The following is a 13,432-nucleotide window of genomic DNA, read 5'->3' as shown; positions in this document are numbered from 1 at the left end:
TAGGAAACACCTGGTCCTCGGAGGCATCTTTTCGGGCTGACGAGTCTGGAACGATAGACACCTCGCGCGACGCGCCTGTTGAGGGCTCTTACCTGGGGATCGATCAGGCAGGGCTTTTCTGGTCTATGGGTGTCAATCAGACGGGAGAATTTGTTTCCGCATTCCCAATGATCCACAACCTCACTGTGAGTCTCTACGTGAATGGCCAGGAGGTGGAGAGGAGGATGATCCAGCGAACCGCACAGATAGATCTCGCCAGGGAGAATCTGACAGATCCCATCGTGGGGTTTTCTTAATACCTGAGGAGATCAAGGAGCCCACGCCGCCGATCATAGTTTTCGGAGGCTCTGAGAGCGGGTACAAAGAGGGCTGCGCGAGCGTGATCGCCTCAAAGACGAGCATGCCCACGCTGGCGCTTGCCTACTTCGGCGCACCTGGCCTGAGGGAGGTCTGCTCTCTCTAGGCAGCCCCCGCTTTCTGGATGGCCGCGATACTGCCAAAATATGTGATGGTCTGCTCAGCACCGAAATCCGGCCGTCTGCTATCAGATTCGTGAAGGAATCTATCTGACGGCATTACCCTGTGATCGGGCATACAGTCTTCCAGGGTGATATCCAAATAATTATTAAAATTAATTATGAAATTTCGGGTTGCACATGATGGATAGCAGCAGAAGCAGAAGCCATGCTATTAGTATGATGATGTGATGCACTATCATCTCCCTGTTGTCGAAAACTCCAAGCTTCGTCAGGATAGTGGGTATCAGCTTCTCTGCCATAGACCTTCACGTTATCTATTATTGCTTACTGATTGTTAATAAATTTTCCTAATAGATAGGTCGATCCGGATCATACCCCATCCTTATGTACCGATCGCTCTTATGCATCAAACTGGCGCACACCTTACTCACGCATTACTTCGTCAGATTACATGGTCGGATCAGCGCTTCTGTGGGCAGGAGATCTGATTGGGGCGCACTTTTTTATCGGATTGCCCACCACAAGTCCGTCCATGGCCTGGGCAGTATGGTTCACCGGACTTCCGGGATGCGGCAAGACCACGATCGCCAGAAGGACAAAGGAGCATCTGTCGAGAATGGGCGTCGAGGCAATGATACTCGAGCTCGACGAGATAAGAAAGGTGATAACGCCAAACCCGAGGTACACAGATGAGGAGAGGGATATCGTCTATGCGAGCCTCGCCTACATGGCGAAGCTGCTCTGCGATGCAGGGGTCAATGTGATCATCGATGCGACTGCAAACCGAAGGAGGTACAGAGATCTTGCGAGAGAACTCGTGGAGAGGTTCGCGGAGGTTTACATAAAGGCCCCTCTGGATGTGTGCATGGAGCGTGAGGCTATCAGAAGGGCTGAGTTCGCACCAAGGGAGATCTACAAAAAAGCCGCCTCAGGCGCCAGGGTCCCCGGCGTCGGTGTACCATATGAAGAGCCGGTGAGCCCGGAGATCGTGGTGGACACGACAATGATGGACCCAGAAAGCGCTGCGGAGTTTGTCTCAAAAAAGATACTGGAGATATTCGGGGGTTGAGTGCGCCGGAGGATCGCGTTCTCTCCAATGATCCCTATGGATATGCATGGCTTTCCGACATCACTCTTCATCCCCCCTGAAATCAGCCGGAGCCCGGAATCCAGACCGAGAGCTCATATAGATGTGCGCAATCTCCTTAAAATGGTGATACGATGGCGATGGTGCTTGGGATATCCGGAAGCCCGAAGAGCGGACGAAATACCGAGTATCTCCTCCAGCGGGCGCTAAGGGTGGCCTCGGAGAGGGGGTACAGAACAGAGAGCGTGCTCTGCTCACAGCTCAGAGTGGAGTTCTGCACGGACTGTGGCGAGTGCAGCAGGGGGAAGGCATGCCCGATCGAGGATGATATGGCGAAGGTCTGCGATCTCCTCCAGAGCGCGGACGGGATCGTGGTCGCCTCTCCTGTCTACTTCGGATCTGTCACAGCGCAGCTCAAGGCGATTTTCGACCGCACCCTGCCCCTGCGTCGACAGGGCTTCAGGCTGAAAGACAAGGCCGGGTGCGCAATAGCCGTCGGCGGATCAAGGAACGGAGGTCAGGAGAAGACGATAGAGGCGATACATGCATGGATGCACATCCATGGGATGATTGTGGTGGGTGATAACAGCCACTTCGGCGGGATCGCGGTCAGGCCTGCGGAGAATGATGAAGTCGGCATATCAACAGTGGAGGCGACCGCGAGCAAGCTCTGCGATCTGCTGGATCTCAAAAAGAAGGGCGGATGCTGGAGCAGCGAATGATCACGGTATTCTTCGATGGCCTCTGCAGTCCAAGAAATCCGGGCGGCGTGGCAGCATACGGTTACCTAGTCTACCGCAACGGCGAGCTGCTTCACAGAGGATGGGGTGTCGTTGGGGAGGGAAGGGGCATGACGAACAACGTGGCTGAGTACGAGGCCCTCCTCGCGGCGATCCAGTGGATCCAGAAGAACGCCCCGGGGGAGAGGGTGGTGTTCAAGGGCGACTCCATGCTGGTCATAAAGCAGATGAGCGGCGAATGGAGGGTCAGATCGCACACATCCAGGCGGTACGTTCCGATGATAAAGAGCATGCTTGAGGGAATCGATCACGAGTTCGTCTGGGTACCAAGAGAGGAGAATGCGGAGGCAGATGCCCTCTCCAAGCATGCGTACGAGATGTACAGGAGAGGACAAAGGAGTGGATGATGAGCGGGAGCACATTCGGAACGATCTTCAGGGCGACGACGTGGGGCGAGTCTCACGGCCCGGCAGTCGGTGTTGTGGTTGATGGCTGCCCCGCAGGAATCGAGCTCAGCGAAAATGATGTGCAGAAAGAGCTCGATCGGAGGCGACCCGGGCAGAGCAGAGCGACAACGGAACGGCGCGAGTCTGACAGGGTCGAGATTCTGAGCGGAGTCTTCGAGGGGCTCACAACCGGCACGCCGATATCGATGGTTGTGTGGAACACGGACGCGAGAAGCTCACATTACGATTCCATCCGCCACACCCCCCGGCCCGGGCATGCTGATTACACGTACCATGCTAAGTACGGGATCAGGGACCACCGCGGCGGCGGGAGGGCATCTGCGAGGGAGACGGTGGGGAGGGTCGCGGCAGGGGCGGTCGCAAAAAAGCTTCTCTCGGAGTTCGGAGTGGAGATCGTCGGATACGTCATCGAGCTCGGCGGCATCAGGGCGTCTCTGCCAGGATGGACCTCGATGGGCAGCATAGATCGTGGGGAGCTGCTGAGCATCAGAGAGATGGCGGAATCGAGCCCTATCAGATGCCCGGACGCGGATGCCTCGTCCAGAATTCTCTCGCTCCTGGAGTCAGTGAGATCTGAGGGGGACAGCATAGGCGGTGTGGTTGAGGTCGTCGCTATCGGCGTGCCCCCTGGACTTGGCGAGCCTGTCTTCGACAAGCTGGACGCTGATCTCGCCAAGGCCCTGATGAGCATGGGCGCGGTAAAGGCCGTCGAGATAGGAGCAGGTACAGAGAGCGCCCGGCTCAGAGGAAGCGAGATGAACGATCCCATCTCTTATGAGAACGGGATGATATCATTCGAGAGGAACAACGCTGGCGGGATACTCGGAGGGATATCCACAGGCGCCCCGATTGTGTGCAGGATATCTGTTAAGCCCACCCCGTCCATCGCCAGATCCCAGAGGACTGTGGATCTGCAGTCGGGAGAGTCCGTTGATATTTCTGTCAGAGGGCGGCACGACCCAGCAATACCTCCAAGAATCGTGCCTGTGGCAGAGGCGATGATCGCGCTGGTTCTTGCGGACCATCTCCTGCGCCAGAGGTCTGCAAGGCTGAGGTGATCCTGTGCATAAGTTCCACAGGCTCATAAATCTTGATAAAGCGATCGAGCTCGTGCTCGAAGATGCTCCAACTCCCAGGGTGAGGAGGCTTCATCTGAGGGATGCGCTCGGCCGGGTCCTTGCCGAGAATGTGATCGCGGAGATCGATGTCCCTCACTTCGATCGGGCCGCCATGGATGGATATGCAGTTAGATCTGTGGACTGCCTCGGAGCATCCGAGTACTCCCCTGTCAGGCTCAGGATCGCGGGTTCTGTGTCTGCCGGCAGCATTCCTGATGCATCTTCAGGCCCCGGCGAGGCTGTCGAGGTCTCTACAGGCTCTGCGATGCCCGAGGGAGCTGATGCTGTCGTGATGGTCGAGCATGCTGATGCGGTTGATGGTTATGTGATCGTTAGAAGAGCGGTGCATCCATATGAGAACGTCCAGAGAAGGGGCGCAGATCTCTCCCTCGGAGAGAGGGTGCTGAGCGCTGGCACGCAGCTCGGCCCGAGGGAGATAGGCATGCTTGCAGCCCTCGGAATGAGCAGTGTGAAGGTCAGATCTCTGAAGGTGGGTGTGGCATCGACGGGAAATGAGATCATATCGCCTGATGAGAATCTGATGCCGTGCAGGATCTATGATGTGAACACATACACTATCTCATCCGCCCTCTCACAGATCGGCGCAGAGCCTCTCGTATATGGCGTCGTTCCAGACAGCTACGATGCGCTTGCAGAAACGATCGCCACTGCAGCGATTGATTGTGATATGGTTATTTTGAGTGGGTCGACGTCTGCAGGCCGTGGTGATATGCTCTACAGGGTTGTGAGCGATCTGGGAGAGCTGGTCTTCCACGGGTTAAACCTCAAGCCCGGCAAGCCGACACTCTTCGGGAGGGTGGGAGGAAAGCCTGTTGTCGGTTTGCCAGGGTATCCGACGAGCGCGCTGACCGTTTTCTGGCAGCTTGTAGCCCCTATGGTAAATCGCTCGCTCGGCCTGAGATCAAGATCAGTCTCCGTGAAAGCAACGCTTGCCAGGCCGTTCAGATCCGAATCCAGGAGGCAGATGCTTCCTGTTATACTGCACAGGGGCAGGGCGTATCCGTTCGACAGGGGAAGCGGCGCTGTCTCGACCCTGGCAGCATCTGATGGCATCATCGATATTCCAGCGGAGCGGGAGTATCTTCATGCAGGTGAGGTGGTTGAGGTCCATCCGCTTTCCGGCGGGGATCTCGATCTCATCATCAGCGGGGAGAGCTGCCCTATACTTGAGACAGCTCTGGATCGCATGAATCTGCGGTTCAGGTACCTGGTGAGGGGATCCCGGAGAGCATTATCAGATCTCCAGGACGGGCTGGCGGACATCGCGTGCGTCACATCCACAAGAGATCTGCCGGAGAATCTCATGGTTCTCGCGTCTTACAGAAGAGAGCTGGGGCTCATCTCCAGGAATCCGGATCTCAATCCAGATGTCGCCACATTCGCAGCATGGAGCAGAGAATCAGGCATCAGATCCATCATGGATTCGATGCTCCCTGACGTCAGGATCTCTCTGGAGGTCCGGACCCACTCAGGCGCGGCGCTGGCAGTGATCCAGGGAAAGGCGGATCTCGCCATCGGCATCAAGGAATCAGCTGAGATGTGGGGGCTGCGGTTCAAACATCTGGCTGAGGACGAGATCTCGATCGTTGCGAGGGTTGACGACGAACGGGATCTCATAAAAAACATCGCTGATGCGCTCAGACAGAGACATTAGATTGCGGCAGTGAGCACTTAATCGAACACATTTTCTGCCGTGAATGCCAGCGCTTCAGTCATTTCCGCGCTTTCGGATGCGTCTAAGCCCTCCGGCGAAGAATGAGTGTCTCAATGGTTTTGTGGCCTTCTCTCCTTCAAGGGCGGATCCCTGCACTTCTGCGCACTCGAAGCATCGAAGGATTCCCGGCTCCTTCAGGTATGCTTCTGCTGAAAGCGGTGGCTGCAAGCGGCCCTTCTCCACAGGCGCTACCCATCAGAAATACGATTCAGCCTGGCTCTCCCCTCGCTCTCGATTATGCGGAGCCCGAACCTCTCCAGCAGCGCCCTCGCCTCGCCGTTGCTGTGCAGCATAATCTCGATCAGATCCCCGGGCTCGTCTATGTCGCATCCCGCCCTGTATGAGTAGTAGTATCCGGTCTCGATCCCCAGCTCCTCTGCCTCTCTCTGATGCTTCGCAAAGCTGAGGCCCATGTATCTTGTCCTGAACCTCCCATCCCTTATCAGGATCATGTTTGTCCCGCCGCCGCGGCCCGGAGCCAGGACCACGCCGCCAGGAACTCCGACAATTCCGAGTACATCCTCTTCCCTGATCAGGGGAAGATCTGCCATGACTATGAGGAGATCCGCGGGCCATCCAGATGCTGCATTCTCATCGATCAACTCGTTCAGAGCCTCGCCGAGCTCCAGCTCGGAGAACCTCAGGGATGCATTGAGATCCGCGATGAGGTCTCCACTCATCCCGGGGCGCGCCAGGACGGTCACCATCCCGATCGACCTCAGCGACCTGAGCACATCCCTGAGCATCGCCACTGCAAGAAGCAATCTCTGCTCACCGGAGAGGATGGAGGAGAGGCGCGTCTTGCACCCGCTCGACTTGAACGGCACAACGCAGTGTACAGGTCTGAGCACACGTTGCTCTCCGATTATGCCAGATATATGATTTTCGTGTGCTGCAGGACCAGGCGATCCGGCATGACACAGCGAGAACGCTCTCCCAAAGGTTAATATATCGCCCCTTTAGAATGGCATATGGTGGTGGATCTTATGGGAGGAAACGGCTTCGCGATGGCAGTGATGGTGTTGGGTTTCCTGATCGCATTCATGTTCCCGATATATCTGCTGTCGGCACTCTTTGGTCTGACGTAGTGCCGGTACAGCACTATTTTTGCACCGTTGGTTTCTCAGCAATGGGCTGCCACTGAGAGGCGGTCGTCTAACGTTTGTTCATGATTTCTTCGGGGATCAAAAGAAGCAGTCCGTATTTGGAGCCGTCTGCTCTTGTATCGGTGGGATTCTTTTGATGCTTTTCTCACTTGCTGCTGTCCTTGCTTACCGGAGAGGATCTGTAGAGCTCCTTTCTCCTCGCCTCCAGCAGATCCGGCGCTCTGCCCGTGAGTTCCGCAGCGCTCAGCACCCTCACGCCGGCATCTTCAGCGCTCCTGTAGACCTGGGGGATTCTATCAGCATAAGCTATGTCTCTCATGAAGTGGTGATCGATAACAACAGTCTTGACAGATGTGTTAGTTATTATCTTTATTATGTTTTCCACAGATCTGCTCAGATCCTCGTCTGAGTAGCGGTAGCCGAGCAGGTACGTCATCGGGCCATCGAGGATGAGGGTACTGGGATTCTCATTGAGTATGAAAGAGACCTGATCTTCCAGTGCTGGCCCCTCGACATCGCTGGTGTACAGCACCTTATCTTCCCCGCATGATATCGACGCCTCGACCACATAACCGAGCCGGTCTCCTGTTCCGTGGTACACTGGATGGGAGAACCGTATTGTGAGAGGTCCGTGGCTGAACTCTCCTCCGTCCGCGACCCGGATATCAGCGCCCTCGATCCTGCCCAGGAAGTAATGAGCGCGACGCTTCTGGCTGAAATTTATCCTGTTCTTTGGATCCTTGATGTAGACGATCTTTCCTTTGTAGATATCCGGATCCTCTGGGTTATGATGGTCGTAGTGGTAATGCGTGATGATGATTATATCGCTGGATTCCGCGATACCTCTGACATCCTGCCATGCTGCATTGAGACGGTCTATTTCAACAGGGTGTGGCGGCAGGCCGTATCTTCTTGGGCCAAGTGAGACAGCAGGATCTATCATGACCCTTAGATCCCCGGCCTCAAGACATGTTGCCATCGATCTCACGCCAAGGCTATCGAAAGCGATGGGAATCAGGTTCATAACGCCTCCGGGTACTGGAAAGCTCCGGGACCGCTCCAGCGCGGAACTGAGAGTGATCTTCAGGGTTTGGAGCACGACGGTGATAACGTTCAGAGGATTTCAGTTTATCGATCGGTATTCGCAGGGCTCTATTCGCACAGAATGGCAAGGATCCCGCTGCTCCTCACCATATGAGCATATACGACACGAGTACACAATCCTCTAGCCCACTGGGGATACAGGAAAGCCCACGCCTTGGAGGATCTCACGCGATGGGATTTAATACAGTATCGCGTATATGGGGCATATGGACTGTGAGCATAACTGCAAACATATCTGCAAGTGGGTAGAGGGGATGCCATACCACAGGAAGTATGCGCTGCCGAAGGAGTGCTGCCCTGAGCTGCCTATCTGCTTTAAGGAGACTCTGATGGGGGAGATGCTCCCTGGGGCGATCAGGCAGTTCCGGGGGCCGTCAGGAGCGCATGTTCATGAGTTCGGGGATCACTGGGTCTTTCACAGGGACGTTGTGAACGCCTCTGACGATCCGGTGGGGCATCTGCTGAGAGATGCACCTGAGTATCTCGTCTCCATGGCGATTGTCTTTCTCGCAAGCCTGCTGATGGGGAAAAAGACCAGGGACAGAAAGACGGAAGCTGCCATAGCAGGCGGACTCTCAGGCCTATTCGCGCTGCTCCTGGGGAAGCTTGTGAAGTCAATAGACGAGGAGCGCGGGATGGAGGAGGTCAGGGAGATCTAGTCAGGAATCTGATGGCGCACACAGTTCAACGTCTCCTGCGTCTATCGCTGTGTCTTCGCCGGCATCATGCTCAGGAACCTGGGGGGTATCGGCTCGGAGATGACCATGCTCTCGCTCACCTTCATCATCTTCACACCCTCTCGCTGAGCACCTGCCGCGTCCACCACGATTATCTTTGGATTGCTCGTCCTGAATGTGCCGACCTCCCATGCCTTATCCGGCGTGGTGCTGAGATGCACGTACCGCTGTGTGGCTGACTTCAGGCCGACCTCCAGCAGCCGCTCGGCCTCCTCCTCAGCGGTACCGTAGTAGAGCGTGGGCAGCTCGTTTATCGGGTAGTCGAGATCCACATCCACAGAATGGCCGTATCTGGCCCTTATTCGCCTGCCGTTTATCTCGTACCTGCCCTTTGGATCTGAGCTGACGAGCGCCATTATGAGATTCTCGTTTGCCCACCTGTATCTGGTCCGGATGGCATCCACAAGCACCGGTATCTCCACCCAGCCCTGCGGGCTCATCGCCAGACCCAGGTCGTCGGGGAAATGACGGAGCGCTCCCGCGAGCAGCCTCCCTAGCTTCTCAGTCCTCACACCATCAAGAACGAGCTTCCCCCTGCTCCCGCAGCTGCATGCATCGCCTCTGAAAAACCCATGCTGCGGGCATCTCCTGATAGCATGCTCTGAATCCATTGACGAACCTGACCTCCACGCCTGAGTACTCTGTGGCCTGCGACACAGGCCGGCACCAGTATCCCTGGATAGAGCCGATGATGTATAGAGTTGTCGGTCTTCAGAGAGGACCTGAAGAGATCTTATTATTTCGAGAACGATAAATCATGCTTGCTTGAGGGGAGAGTGCCATAAAACAGCTGGCGCGCATCGTCTTGGCATAGACACAGAAGTTCATACGCCTGATGCCATCGAGATGTAGATATTCCAGGCGCCCACGCTGACAAAATCGACAGCTATTGCACCGAGAATCAGGCCCATTATCCGCGTGAACACCATGATACCCGTAACGCCCAGGAGATCATCGACATACTCTGCAGATCTGAGTATGACGTAGGTCGCACAGAACGTCACACATATCGCCAGGAGCACCAGGAGCTTCTCTATGAGTGTGCTGCTTGCTCCCATATTCACTATCACTGTGGTTATCGCTCCAGGTCCGGTGAGCAGCGGGATCGCCAGCGGAAATATCGAGATGTCCTCCCTGGTGGTTGCATCCTCGATCTCAGCCTGGGTGACCTTCTTGTGAGGTTTTGCGCGGAGCATGTCTATTGCCACAAGAAACAGCAGTATGCCACCTGCGACCCTGAGAGAGTCGACGGTTATGCCGAAGAACCTCAGGATCATATCCCCTGCAAGGGCGAAGATCATCGCGACAGAGAATGCCACAAGCGTTGCGCGGACGCATATGCGGCTCTTCTCAGTGGGGCTGGCCGCCTGCGTCAGAGATACGAAGACCATCGTCGCCTCGATTGGGTTCACTATTATGAATATCGAGGTGAAAGCGTATATGAAGTACTGAAGATATGCGGCCAGATCCAGATCAGAACCTCCAGTGGACCTCAGCCACAGATTACAACCGCATGGCACATAATCTTAATGGGCATGTGAGGGAGATCCACCTGCGGTTATGAAGAGATCTCGCCATCATCGACATTGGGATGATCCAAATCATGGCGCTGCGGCCGCATCATCCCTCATGAAAATCATCTGCACTTCGAACAGGGATATGCTCCGCCACTCCCGCGGGTTAAAATACCATTGATTTGGTATGTTGATGTATGCAGGATGTGGTCGTGGTCGGCGCAGGGCCTGCGGGACTCTTCGCGGCTCTGGAGCTATCCGCCCACGGGATGAACGTGGTTGTGGTTGATAAGGGCCGGGACATCTCTGAGAGGAGCTGCCCGATGAAGAAGTGGGGGCACTGTCTTCACTGCGACCCGTGCCACATAATGTGCGGGATGGGCGGGGCGGGCACATACTCAGATGGCATACTCAACCTCCATCCGGCGATTGGCGGGGATCTCACGCGCCTGACCGATGATGCCTGGTCGCTTGTTGATGAGGTGGACTCGGTATTTCTTAGATACGGCGCCCCTGTCGAGACACAGGAGCCCACGCAGGGCGATGTGGAGGATCTCAGCCGGAGGGCAGCATCCGTCGGTGCGAGATTCATAGCGATAAAGCAGCGCCACATGGGATCTGACAGGACTCCTGAGATAATAAGGGCGTTCAGCGCCGACCTCAAAAGGCGCGGTGTCAGTTTCGTGCTGAACAGCTCGGCAGAAGATCTCATAATGGAGAACGATACCTGCATGGGAGTCAGGCTCTCGGACGGCAGGGAGATCAGAGCCAGGAGCACGCTCCTCGCGCCTGGCAGGATAGGCGCACAGTGGATAGGTGAGATGATCGATAGGTATAACATCAAAGCACGGTATGGGCCTCTGGATGTTGGAGTGCGTGTTGAGGTGCCTTCGATAGTCATGGATCCCGTCACGCGGATCAACAGGGATCCAAAATTCCACATAATAACTCACAGATACGATGATTTCATCAGGACATTCTGCACAAACCCTGGAGGCTTTGTGGTCAAGGAGGAGTACAGGGATTTCATAGCAACAAACGGCCACTCGATGTCAGGGGAGCGCTCTGATAACACGAACTTCGCATTTCTTGTCAGGCTTGAGCTGACGAAGCCGATAGAGAACACCACAGCATACGGAATATCTATAGCGAAGCTCGTGACGACGATCGGGGGGAGGAAGCCTGTCATCCAGCGGCTCGGGGACCTTCACAGGGGGAGGAGATCCACTGAGGAGAGGATCGCCAGGAATCCAGTCCGGAACACGCTGAGAGATGTGACGCCAGGTGACATATCTATGGCTCTGCCTCACAGAATAGTCATGGACGTCATAGAGGGGCTTGAGATCCTGAACGAGATCATCCCTGGAGTCAATGCTGACTCGACACTGCTTTACGCGCCGGAGATAAAGCTCTACGCCCGGGAGATAAGCGTAGACAGAGACCTGCAGACCAGCATACCATCCCTCTACGCAGCAGGCGATGGCGCCGGTCTCTCGAGAGGCATAGTTGCGGCTGCAGCTACCGGACTGCTCGCAGCACGCGGAATACTCAGAGGTCAGTAGCAGTCACATGCTGCAGATGCGGCCTTCATCCAGATGCATAGCAGAGACGGCAGAAATCCGGGAGATCACATCGGGCAGAAAGAGATCATGCAGATGAGGATAATCGCTGTCGGTCGGATAAGAGAGCGATTCTGGCAGGACGCGGCATCATATTATCTTAAACGCCTCGCTCCCTACACCAGGCTGGAGGTTGTGGAGGTCCGCGAGGAGGATCCCTTTAAAGAGGGCAGTGATGTGCTCGCGCATCTGGGCGGAGGGATGACAGTGGCGCTCGATGAGCACGGCGAGAGCATGACATCCTTGGAGCTGGCGTCATGGCTCCAGAGTAGAATCGTCGATGGGTGTGGCAGTATCAACTGGATAATCGGCGGGCCAGAGGGTCTCTCACAGGAGGTCCTGGATCGCTCGGACCTCCAGCTATCCCTCTCGAGGATGACATTTCCCTACCAGATGGCCAGGATCATCCTGCTTGAGCAGCTCTACAGGGCGTTCAGGATAATAAGAAATGAGCCATACCACCGCTAAATGGTGCCCCCGCGCGGCTCATGCACCCTTTCTGGCCTCCTCAATGGCCTTCTCCCCCAACCGCATGTACTCCTCCTCGCTCATCAGCGGTCTGCTCACAGCTTTGAGAAGGCTCTCAGATATCCGCCCTGTCCTCACGAGCTCTCTGCCGGCATCCCTCGCGGCCTGGATCACGTCGTCCATCGCGCCTTCAGGCATGAACCTCATCGCCTCTGCGCCCGGGCGCAGGAGCGCGGCGACGAACTCTGCATCTGGCCTTGAGTATATCGCCTTCATCTGTGCGATTATAGGATCAAACGCCGCCATCTCCCAGGCGCCGCAGGATGAGACGAGCACAACCTTCTGCCTTTTCTTCGCCACCGTGCCAGGAACATGAAGCGGTAGCTGCCTGTCCATCAGGTTCTTTAGCGGGCCAGTGACTCCGGAGAAGTACACAGGCGTGGCCCACACAATCACATCTGCATCCTCGAACTTCGGGTATAGCATCTGCATGTCGTCTTTCTGGCCGCACCTTCCCGGGTTCCTGAACCAGCAGCTCATATCGCCGTTGCACGGCCCGATCTTGAGCTTCCTGGTGTGGAACAGCTCCACATCAGCTCCTGCATCCCGCATGCCATCCAGGAACGGATTCAGTATGCGAGCCGTGTTCCCCTCATCCATCTTTGGGCTTCCGTTTATAGCGAGCACTTTCATAATTTTCCCTCTATGCGAAGAAGACACCTAAAAAGTATTTAAAGACTTCCGCACTCGCCAGCACAAGCGCGAGCTTGAGCCGTGTTGTGAGTTTTGTGGCCTCTATCTTCACCTCTCCCCTGTCTTTAGCATCCCTGAATGCTGTCACAGGGTCGCTGGATGTGGCCACCACATGGATCGTGCTCTCTGTGGTCTCTATGGTTATCGTTGGATTGTCCATTCCACCCGGGTACGAAGCCACTATGCGCCCCTTGGATGTTTCCAGGCCGAGCATGTAGAGGGTGCCGTTATTGAGGAGTATGTTGATCTCGACCCTCTCGCTTCCGAGCAGTTCCCTCAGCGCCTGGGGCGCCTGATCTATATTGCTGTTGTATCTATCGATATACATCTGTGGCGAGGTGTTCTCGAAGAGCGCATCTGATGTGCTCAACATCAGCAGGCATGCCAAGAGACAAAGAACATATCGCATGACATGAACTCTGACTGGTGGAATAAATGCCTTCCGAGCCGGAGAGAAGCGCTGGATCTCTCAAACTTGGCGATACTGCCAGCGTGAACGCTTCCC

16 protein-coding genes are annotated in these 13,432 nt (G+C 55.8%); 9 read left to right on the top strand and 7 right to left on the bottom strand.

Features of this window, described 5'->3' with window-relative positions; all coding sequences use genetic code 11:
- Nucleotides 1–296, top strand: a 296-nt coding sequence (locus tag NQU42_RS07310; RefSeq protein ID WP_296610275.1) for an acyl-CoA thioesterase/BAAT N-terminal domain-containing protein, incomplete at its 5' end; no start/stop codon positions are given.
- Between the two features lie 335 nt (nucleotides 297–631).
- Here NQU42_RS07310 and NQU42_RS07305 read toward each other — a convergent pair.
- Nucleotides 632–778: a hypothetical protein gene (locus NQU42_RS07305; RefSeq protein WP_296610273.1), complete on the bottom strand. Its 147-nt coding sequence runs from the start codon at nucleotides 776–778 to the stop codon at nucleotides 632–634.
- Between the two features lie 233 nt (nucleotides 779–1,011).
- Here NQU42_RS07305 and NQU42_RS07300 point away from each other — a divergent pair, with 233 nt between their 5' ends.
- The 5 genes from NQU42_RS07300 to NQU42_RS07280 all read left to right on the top strand — a co-directional run bounded on the left by NQU42_RS07300 (nucleotide 1,012) and on the right by NQU42_RS07280 (nucleotide 5,566).
- A complete protein-coding gene (locus tag NQU42_RS07300; RefSeq protein ID WP_296610272.1) occupies nucleotides 1,012–1,548 on the top strand; it encodes an adenylyl-sulfate kinase in 537 nt (178 codons plus the stop codon).
- Between the two features lie 152 nt (nucleotides 1,549–1,700).
- Nucleotides 1,701–2,288 (top strand): flavodoxin family protein, encoded by a 588-nt coding sequence (locus NQU42_RS07295; protein WP_296610270.1) that lies wholly within the window; start codon nucleotides 1,701–1,703, stop codon nucleotides 2,286–2,288.
- Nucleotides 2,270–2,713: a ribonuclease HI gene (rnhA, locus tag NQU42_RS07290; RefSeq protein WP_296610269.1), complete on the top strand. Its 444-nt coding sequence runs from the start codon at nucleotides 2,270–2,272 to the stop codon at nucleotides 2,711–2,713. The genes NQU42_RS07295 and rnhA overlap by 19 nt, the downstream gene beginning before the upstream one ends.
- Nucleotides 2,713–3,831, top strand: coding sequence for a chorismate synthase (gene aroC, locus NQU42_RS07285; protein ID WP_366070275.1), 1,119 nt, complete (start codon nucleotides 2,713–2,715; stop codon nucleotides 3,829–3,831). The genes rnhA and aroC overlap by 1 nt, the downstream gene beginning before the upstream one ends.
- 4 nt (nucleotides 3,832–3,835) lie before the next feature.
- Nucleotides 3,836–5,566: a molybdopterin biosynthesis protein gene (locus tag NQU42_RS07280; protein ID WP_296610265.1), complete on the top strand. Its 1,731-nt coding sequence runs from the start codon at nucleotides 3,836–3,838 to the stop codon at nucleotides 5,564–5,566.
- A gap of 248 nt (nucleotides 5,567–5,814) precedes the next feature.
- Here the strand turns inward: NQU42_RS07280 and cofC are convergent, their stop codons facing one another.
- Nucleotides 5,815–6,477 carry a 2-phospho-L-lactate guanylyltransferase gene (gene cofC / locus NQU42_RS07275; RefSeq protein WP_296610263.1) on the bottom strand — a complete coding sequence of 221 codons (663 nt, stop codon included), beginning with the start codon at nucleotides 6,475–6,477 and terminating at the stop codon, nucleotides 5,815–5,817.
- Nucleotides 6,478–6,877: 400 nt separating this feature from the next.
- On the bottom strand, nucleotides 6,878–7,756 hold the full coding sequence (locus NQU42_RS07270; protein WP_296610261.1) for a hypothetical protein: 879 nt from the start codon (nucleotides 7,754–7,756) through the stop codon (nucleotides 6,878–6,880).
- Between the two features lie 286 nt (nucleotides 7,757–8,042).
- Between NQU42_RS07270 and NQU42_RS07265 the strand changes: the two genes are divergently transcribed.
- Nucleotides 8,043–8,495 carry a hypothetical protein gene (locus NQU42_RS07265; protein ID WP_296610259.1) on the top strand — a complete coding sequence of 151 codons (453 nt, stop codon included), beginning with the start codon at nucleotides 8,043–8,045 and terminating at the stop codon, nucleotides 8,493–8,495.
- A 41-nt stretch (nucleotides 8,496–8,536) separates the two neighbouring features.
- On the opposite strand, the gene NQU42_RS07260 is transcribed toward NQU42_RS07265, so the two are convergent.
- Entirely contained in the window at nucleotides 8,537–9,184 is a 648-nt protein-coding gene (locus tag NQU42_RS07260; RefSeq protein ID WP_296610257.1) for an RNA 2'-phosphotransferase, read from the bottom strand.
- A gap of 213 nt (nucleotides 9,185–9,397) precedes the next feature.
- On the bottom strand, nucleotides 9,398–10,093 hold the full coding sequence (locus tag NQU42_RS07255) for a MarC family protein (protein ID WP_296610255.1): 696 nt from the start codon (nucleotides 10,091–10,093) through the stop codon (nucleotides 9,398–9,400).
- A gap of 191 nt (nucleotides 10,094–10,284) precedes the next feature.
- Between NQU42_RS07255 and NQU42_RS07250 the strand changes: the two genes are divergently transcribed.
- Both NQU42_RS07250 and NQU42_RS07245 read left to right on the top strand, forming a co-directional pair.
- The gene (locus NQU42_RS07250; RefSeq protein ID WP_296610253.1) at nucleotides 10,285–11,649 is read left to right on the top strand and encodes an NAD(P)/FAD-dependent oxidoreductase; all 1,365 of its coding nucleotides are present in this window, start codon (nucleotides 10,285–10,287) and stop codon (nucleotides 11,647–11,649) included.
- 93 nt (nucleotides 11,650–11,742) lie between these two features.
- Nucleotides 11,743–12,174, top strand: a complete 432-nt coding sequence (locus tag NQU42_RS07245) for a 23S rRNA (pseudouridine(1915)-N(3))-methyltransferase RlmH (RefSeq protein WP_296610252.1) — start codon at nucleotides 11,743–11,745, stop codon at nucleotides 12,172–12,174.
- Between the two features lie 18 nt (nucleotides 12,175–12,192).
- Here NQU42_RS07245 and NQU42_RS07240 read toward each other — a convergent pair whose 3' ends face one another.
- Together NQU42_RS07240 and NQU42_RS07235 are read right to left on the bottom strand one after the other, a co-directional pair.
- Nucleotides 12,193–12,867, bottom strand: coding sequence for a flavodoxin family protein (locus NQU42_RS07240; RefSeq protein WP_296610250.1), 675 nt, complete (start codon nucleotides 12,865–12,867; stop codon nucleotides 12,193–12,195).
- A gap of 10 nt (nucleotides 12,868–12,877) precedes the next feature.
- Nucleotides 12,878–13,336, bottom strand: coding sequence for a hypothetical protein (locus tag NQU42_RS07235; RefSeq protein ID WP_296610249.1), 459 nt, complete (start codon nucleotides 13,334–13,336; stop codon nucleotides 12,878–12,880).
- Nucleotides 13,337–13,432 lie beyond the last annotated feature (96 nt).

This window comes from Methanothrix sp. (genome assembly GCF_024518575.1).
Lineage (GTDB): Archaea > Halobacteriota > Methanosarcinia > Methanotrichales > Methanotrichaceae > Methanothrix_B.
Note: the sequence above shows the minus strand (reverse complement) of the source record. Positions and strands in the feature narration are given on the sequence as shown.

Coding starts and splice junctions, on each gene's coding strand:
- NQU42_RS07305 (WP_296610273.1), bottom strand. CDS start 778: ATGGCAGAGAAGCTGATACCCACTATCCTGACGAAGCTTGGAGTTTTC.
- NQU42_RS07300 (WP_296610272.1), top strand. CDS start 1,012: ATGGCCTGGGCAGTATGGTTCACCGGACTTCCGGGATGCGGCAAGACC.
- NQU42_RS07295 (WP_296610270.1), top strand. CDS start 1,701: ATGGCGATGGTGCTTGGGATATCCGGAAGCCCGAAGAGCGGACGAAAT.
- rnhA (WP_296610269.1), top strand. CDS start 2,270: ATGCTGGAGCAGCGAATGATCACGGTATTCTTCGATGGCCTCTGCAGT.
- aroC (WP_366070275.1), top strand. CDS start 2,713: ATGAGCGGGAGCACATTCGGAACGATCTTCAGGGCGACGACGTGGGGC.
- NQU42_RS07270 (WP_296610261.1), bottom strand. CDS start 7,756: ATGAACCTGATTCCCATCGCTTTCGATAGCCTTGGCGTGAGATCGATG.
- NQU42_RS07265 (WP_296610259.1), top strand. CDS start 8,043: ATGGACTGTGAGCATAACTGCAAACATATCTGCAAGTGGGTAGAGGGG.
- NQU42_RS07260 (WP_296610257.1), bottom strand. CDS start 9,184: ATGGATTCAGAGCATGCTATCAGGAGATGCCCGCAGCATGGGTTTTTC.
- NQU42_RS07250 (WP_296610253.1), top strand. CDS start 10,285: ATGCAGGATGTGGTCGTGGTCGGCGCAGGGCCTGCGGGACTCTTCGCG.
- NQU42_RS07245 (WP_296610252.1), top strand. CDS start 11,743: ATGAGGATAATCGCTGTCGGTCGGATAAGAGAGCGATTCTGGCAGGAC.
- NQU42_RS07240 (WP_296610250.1), bottom strand. CDS start 12,867: ATGAAAGTGCTCGCTATAAACGGAAGCCCAAAGATGGATGAGGGGAAC.
- NQU42_RS07235 (WP_296610249.1), bottom strand. CDS start 13,336: ATGCGATATGTTCTTTGTCTCTTGGCATGCCTGCTGATGTTGAGCACA.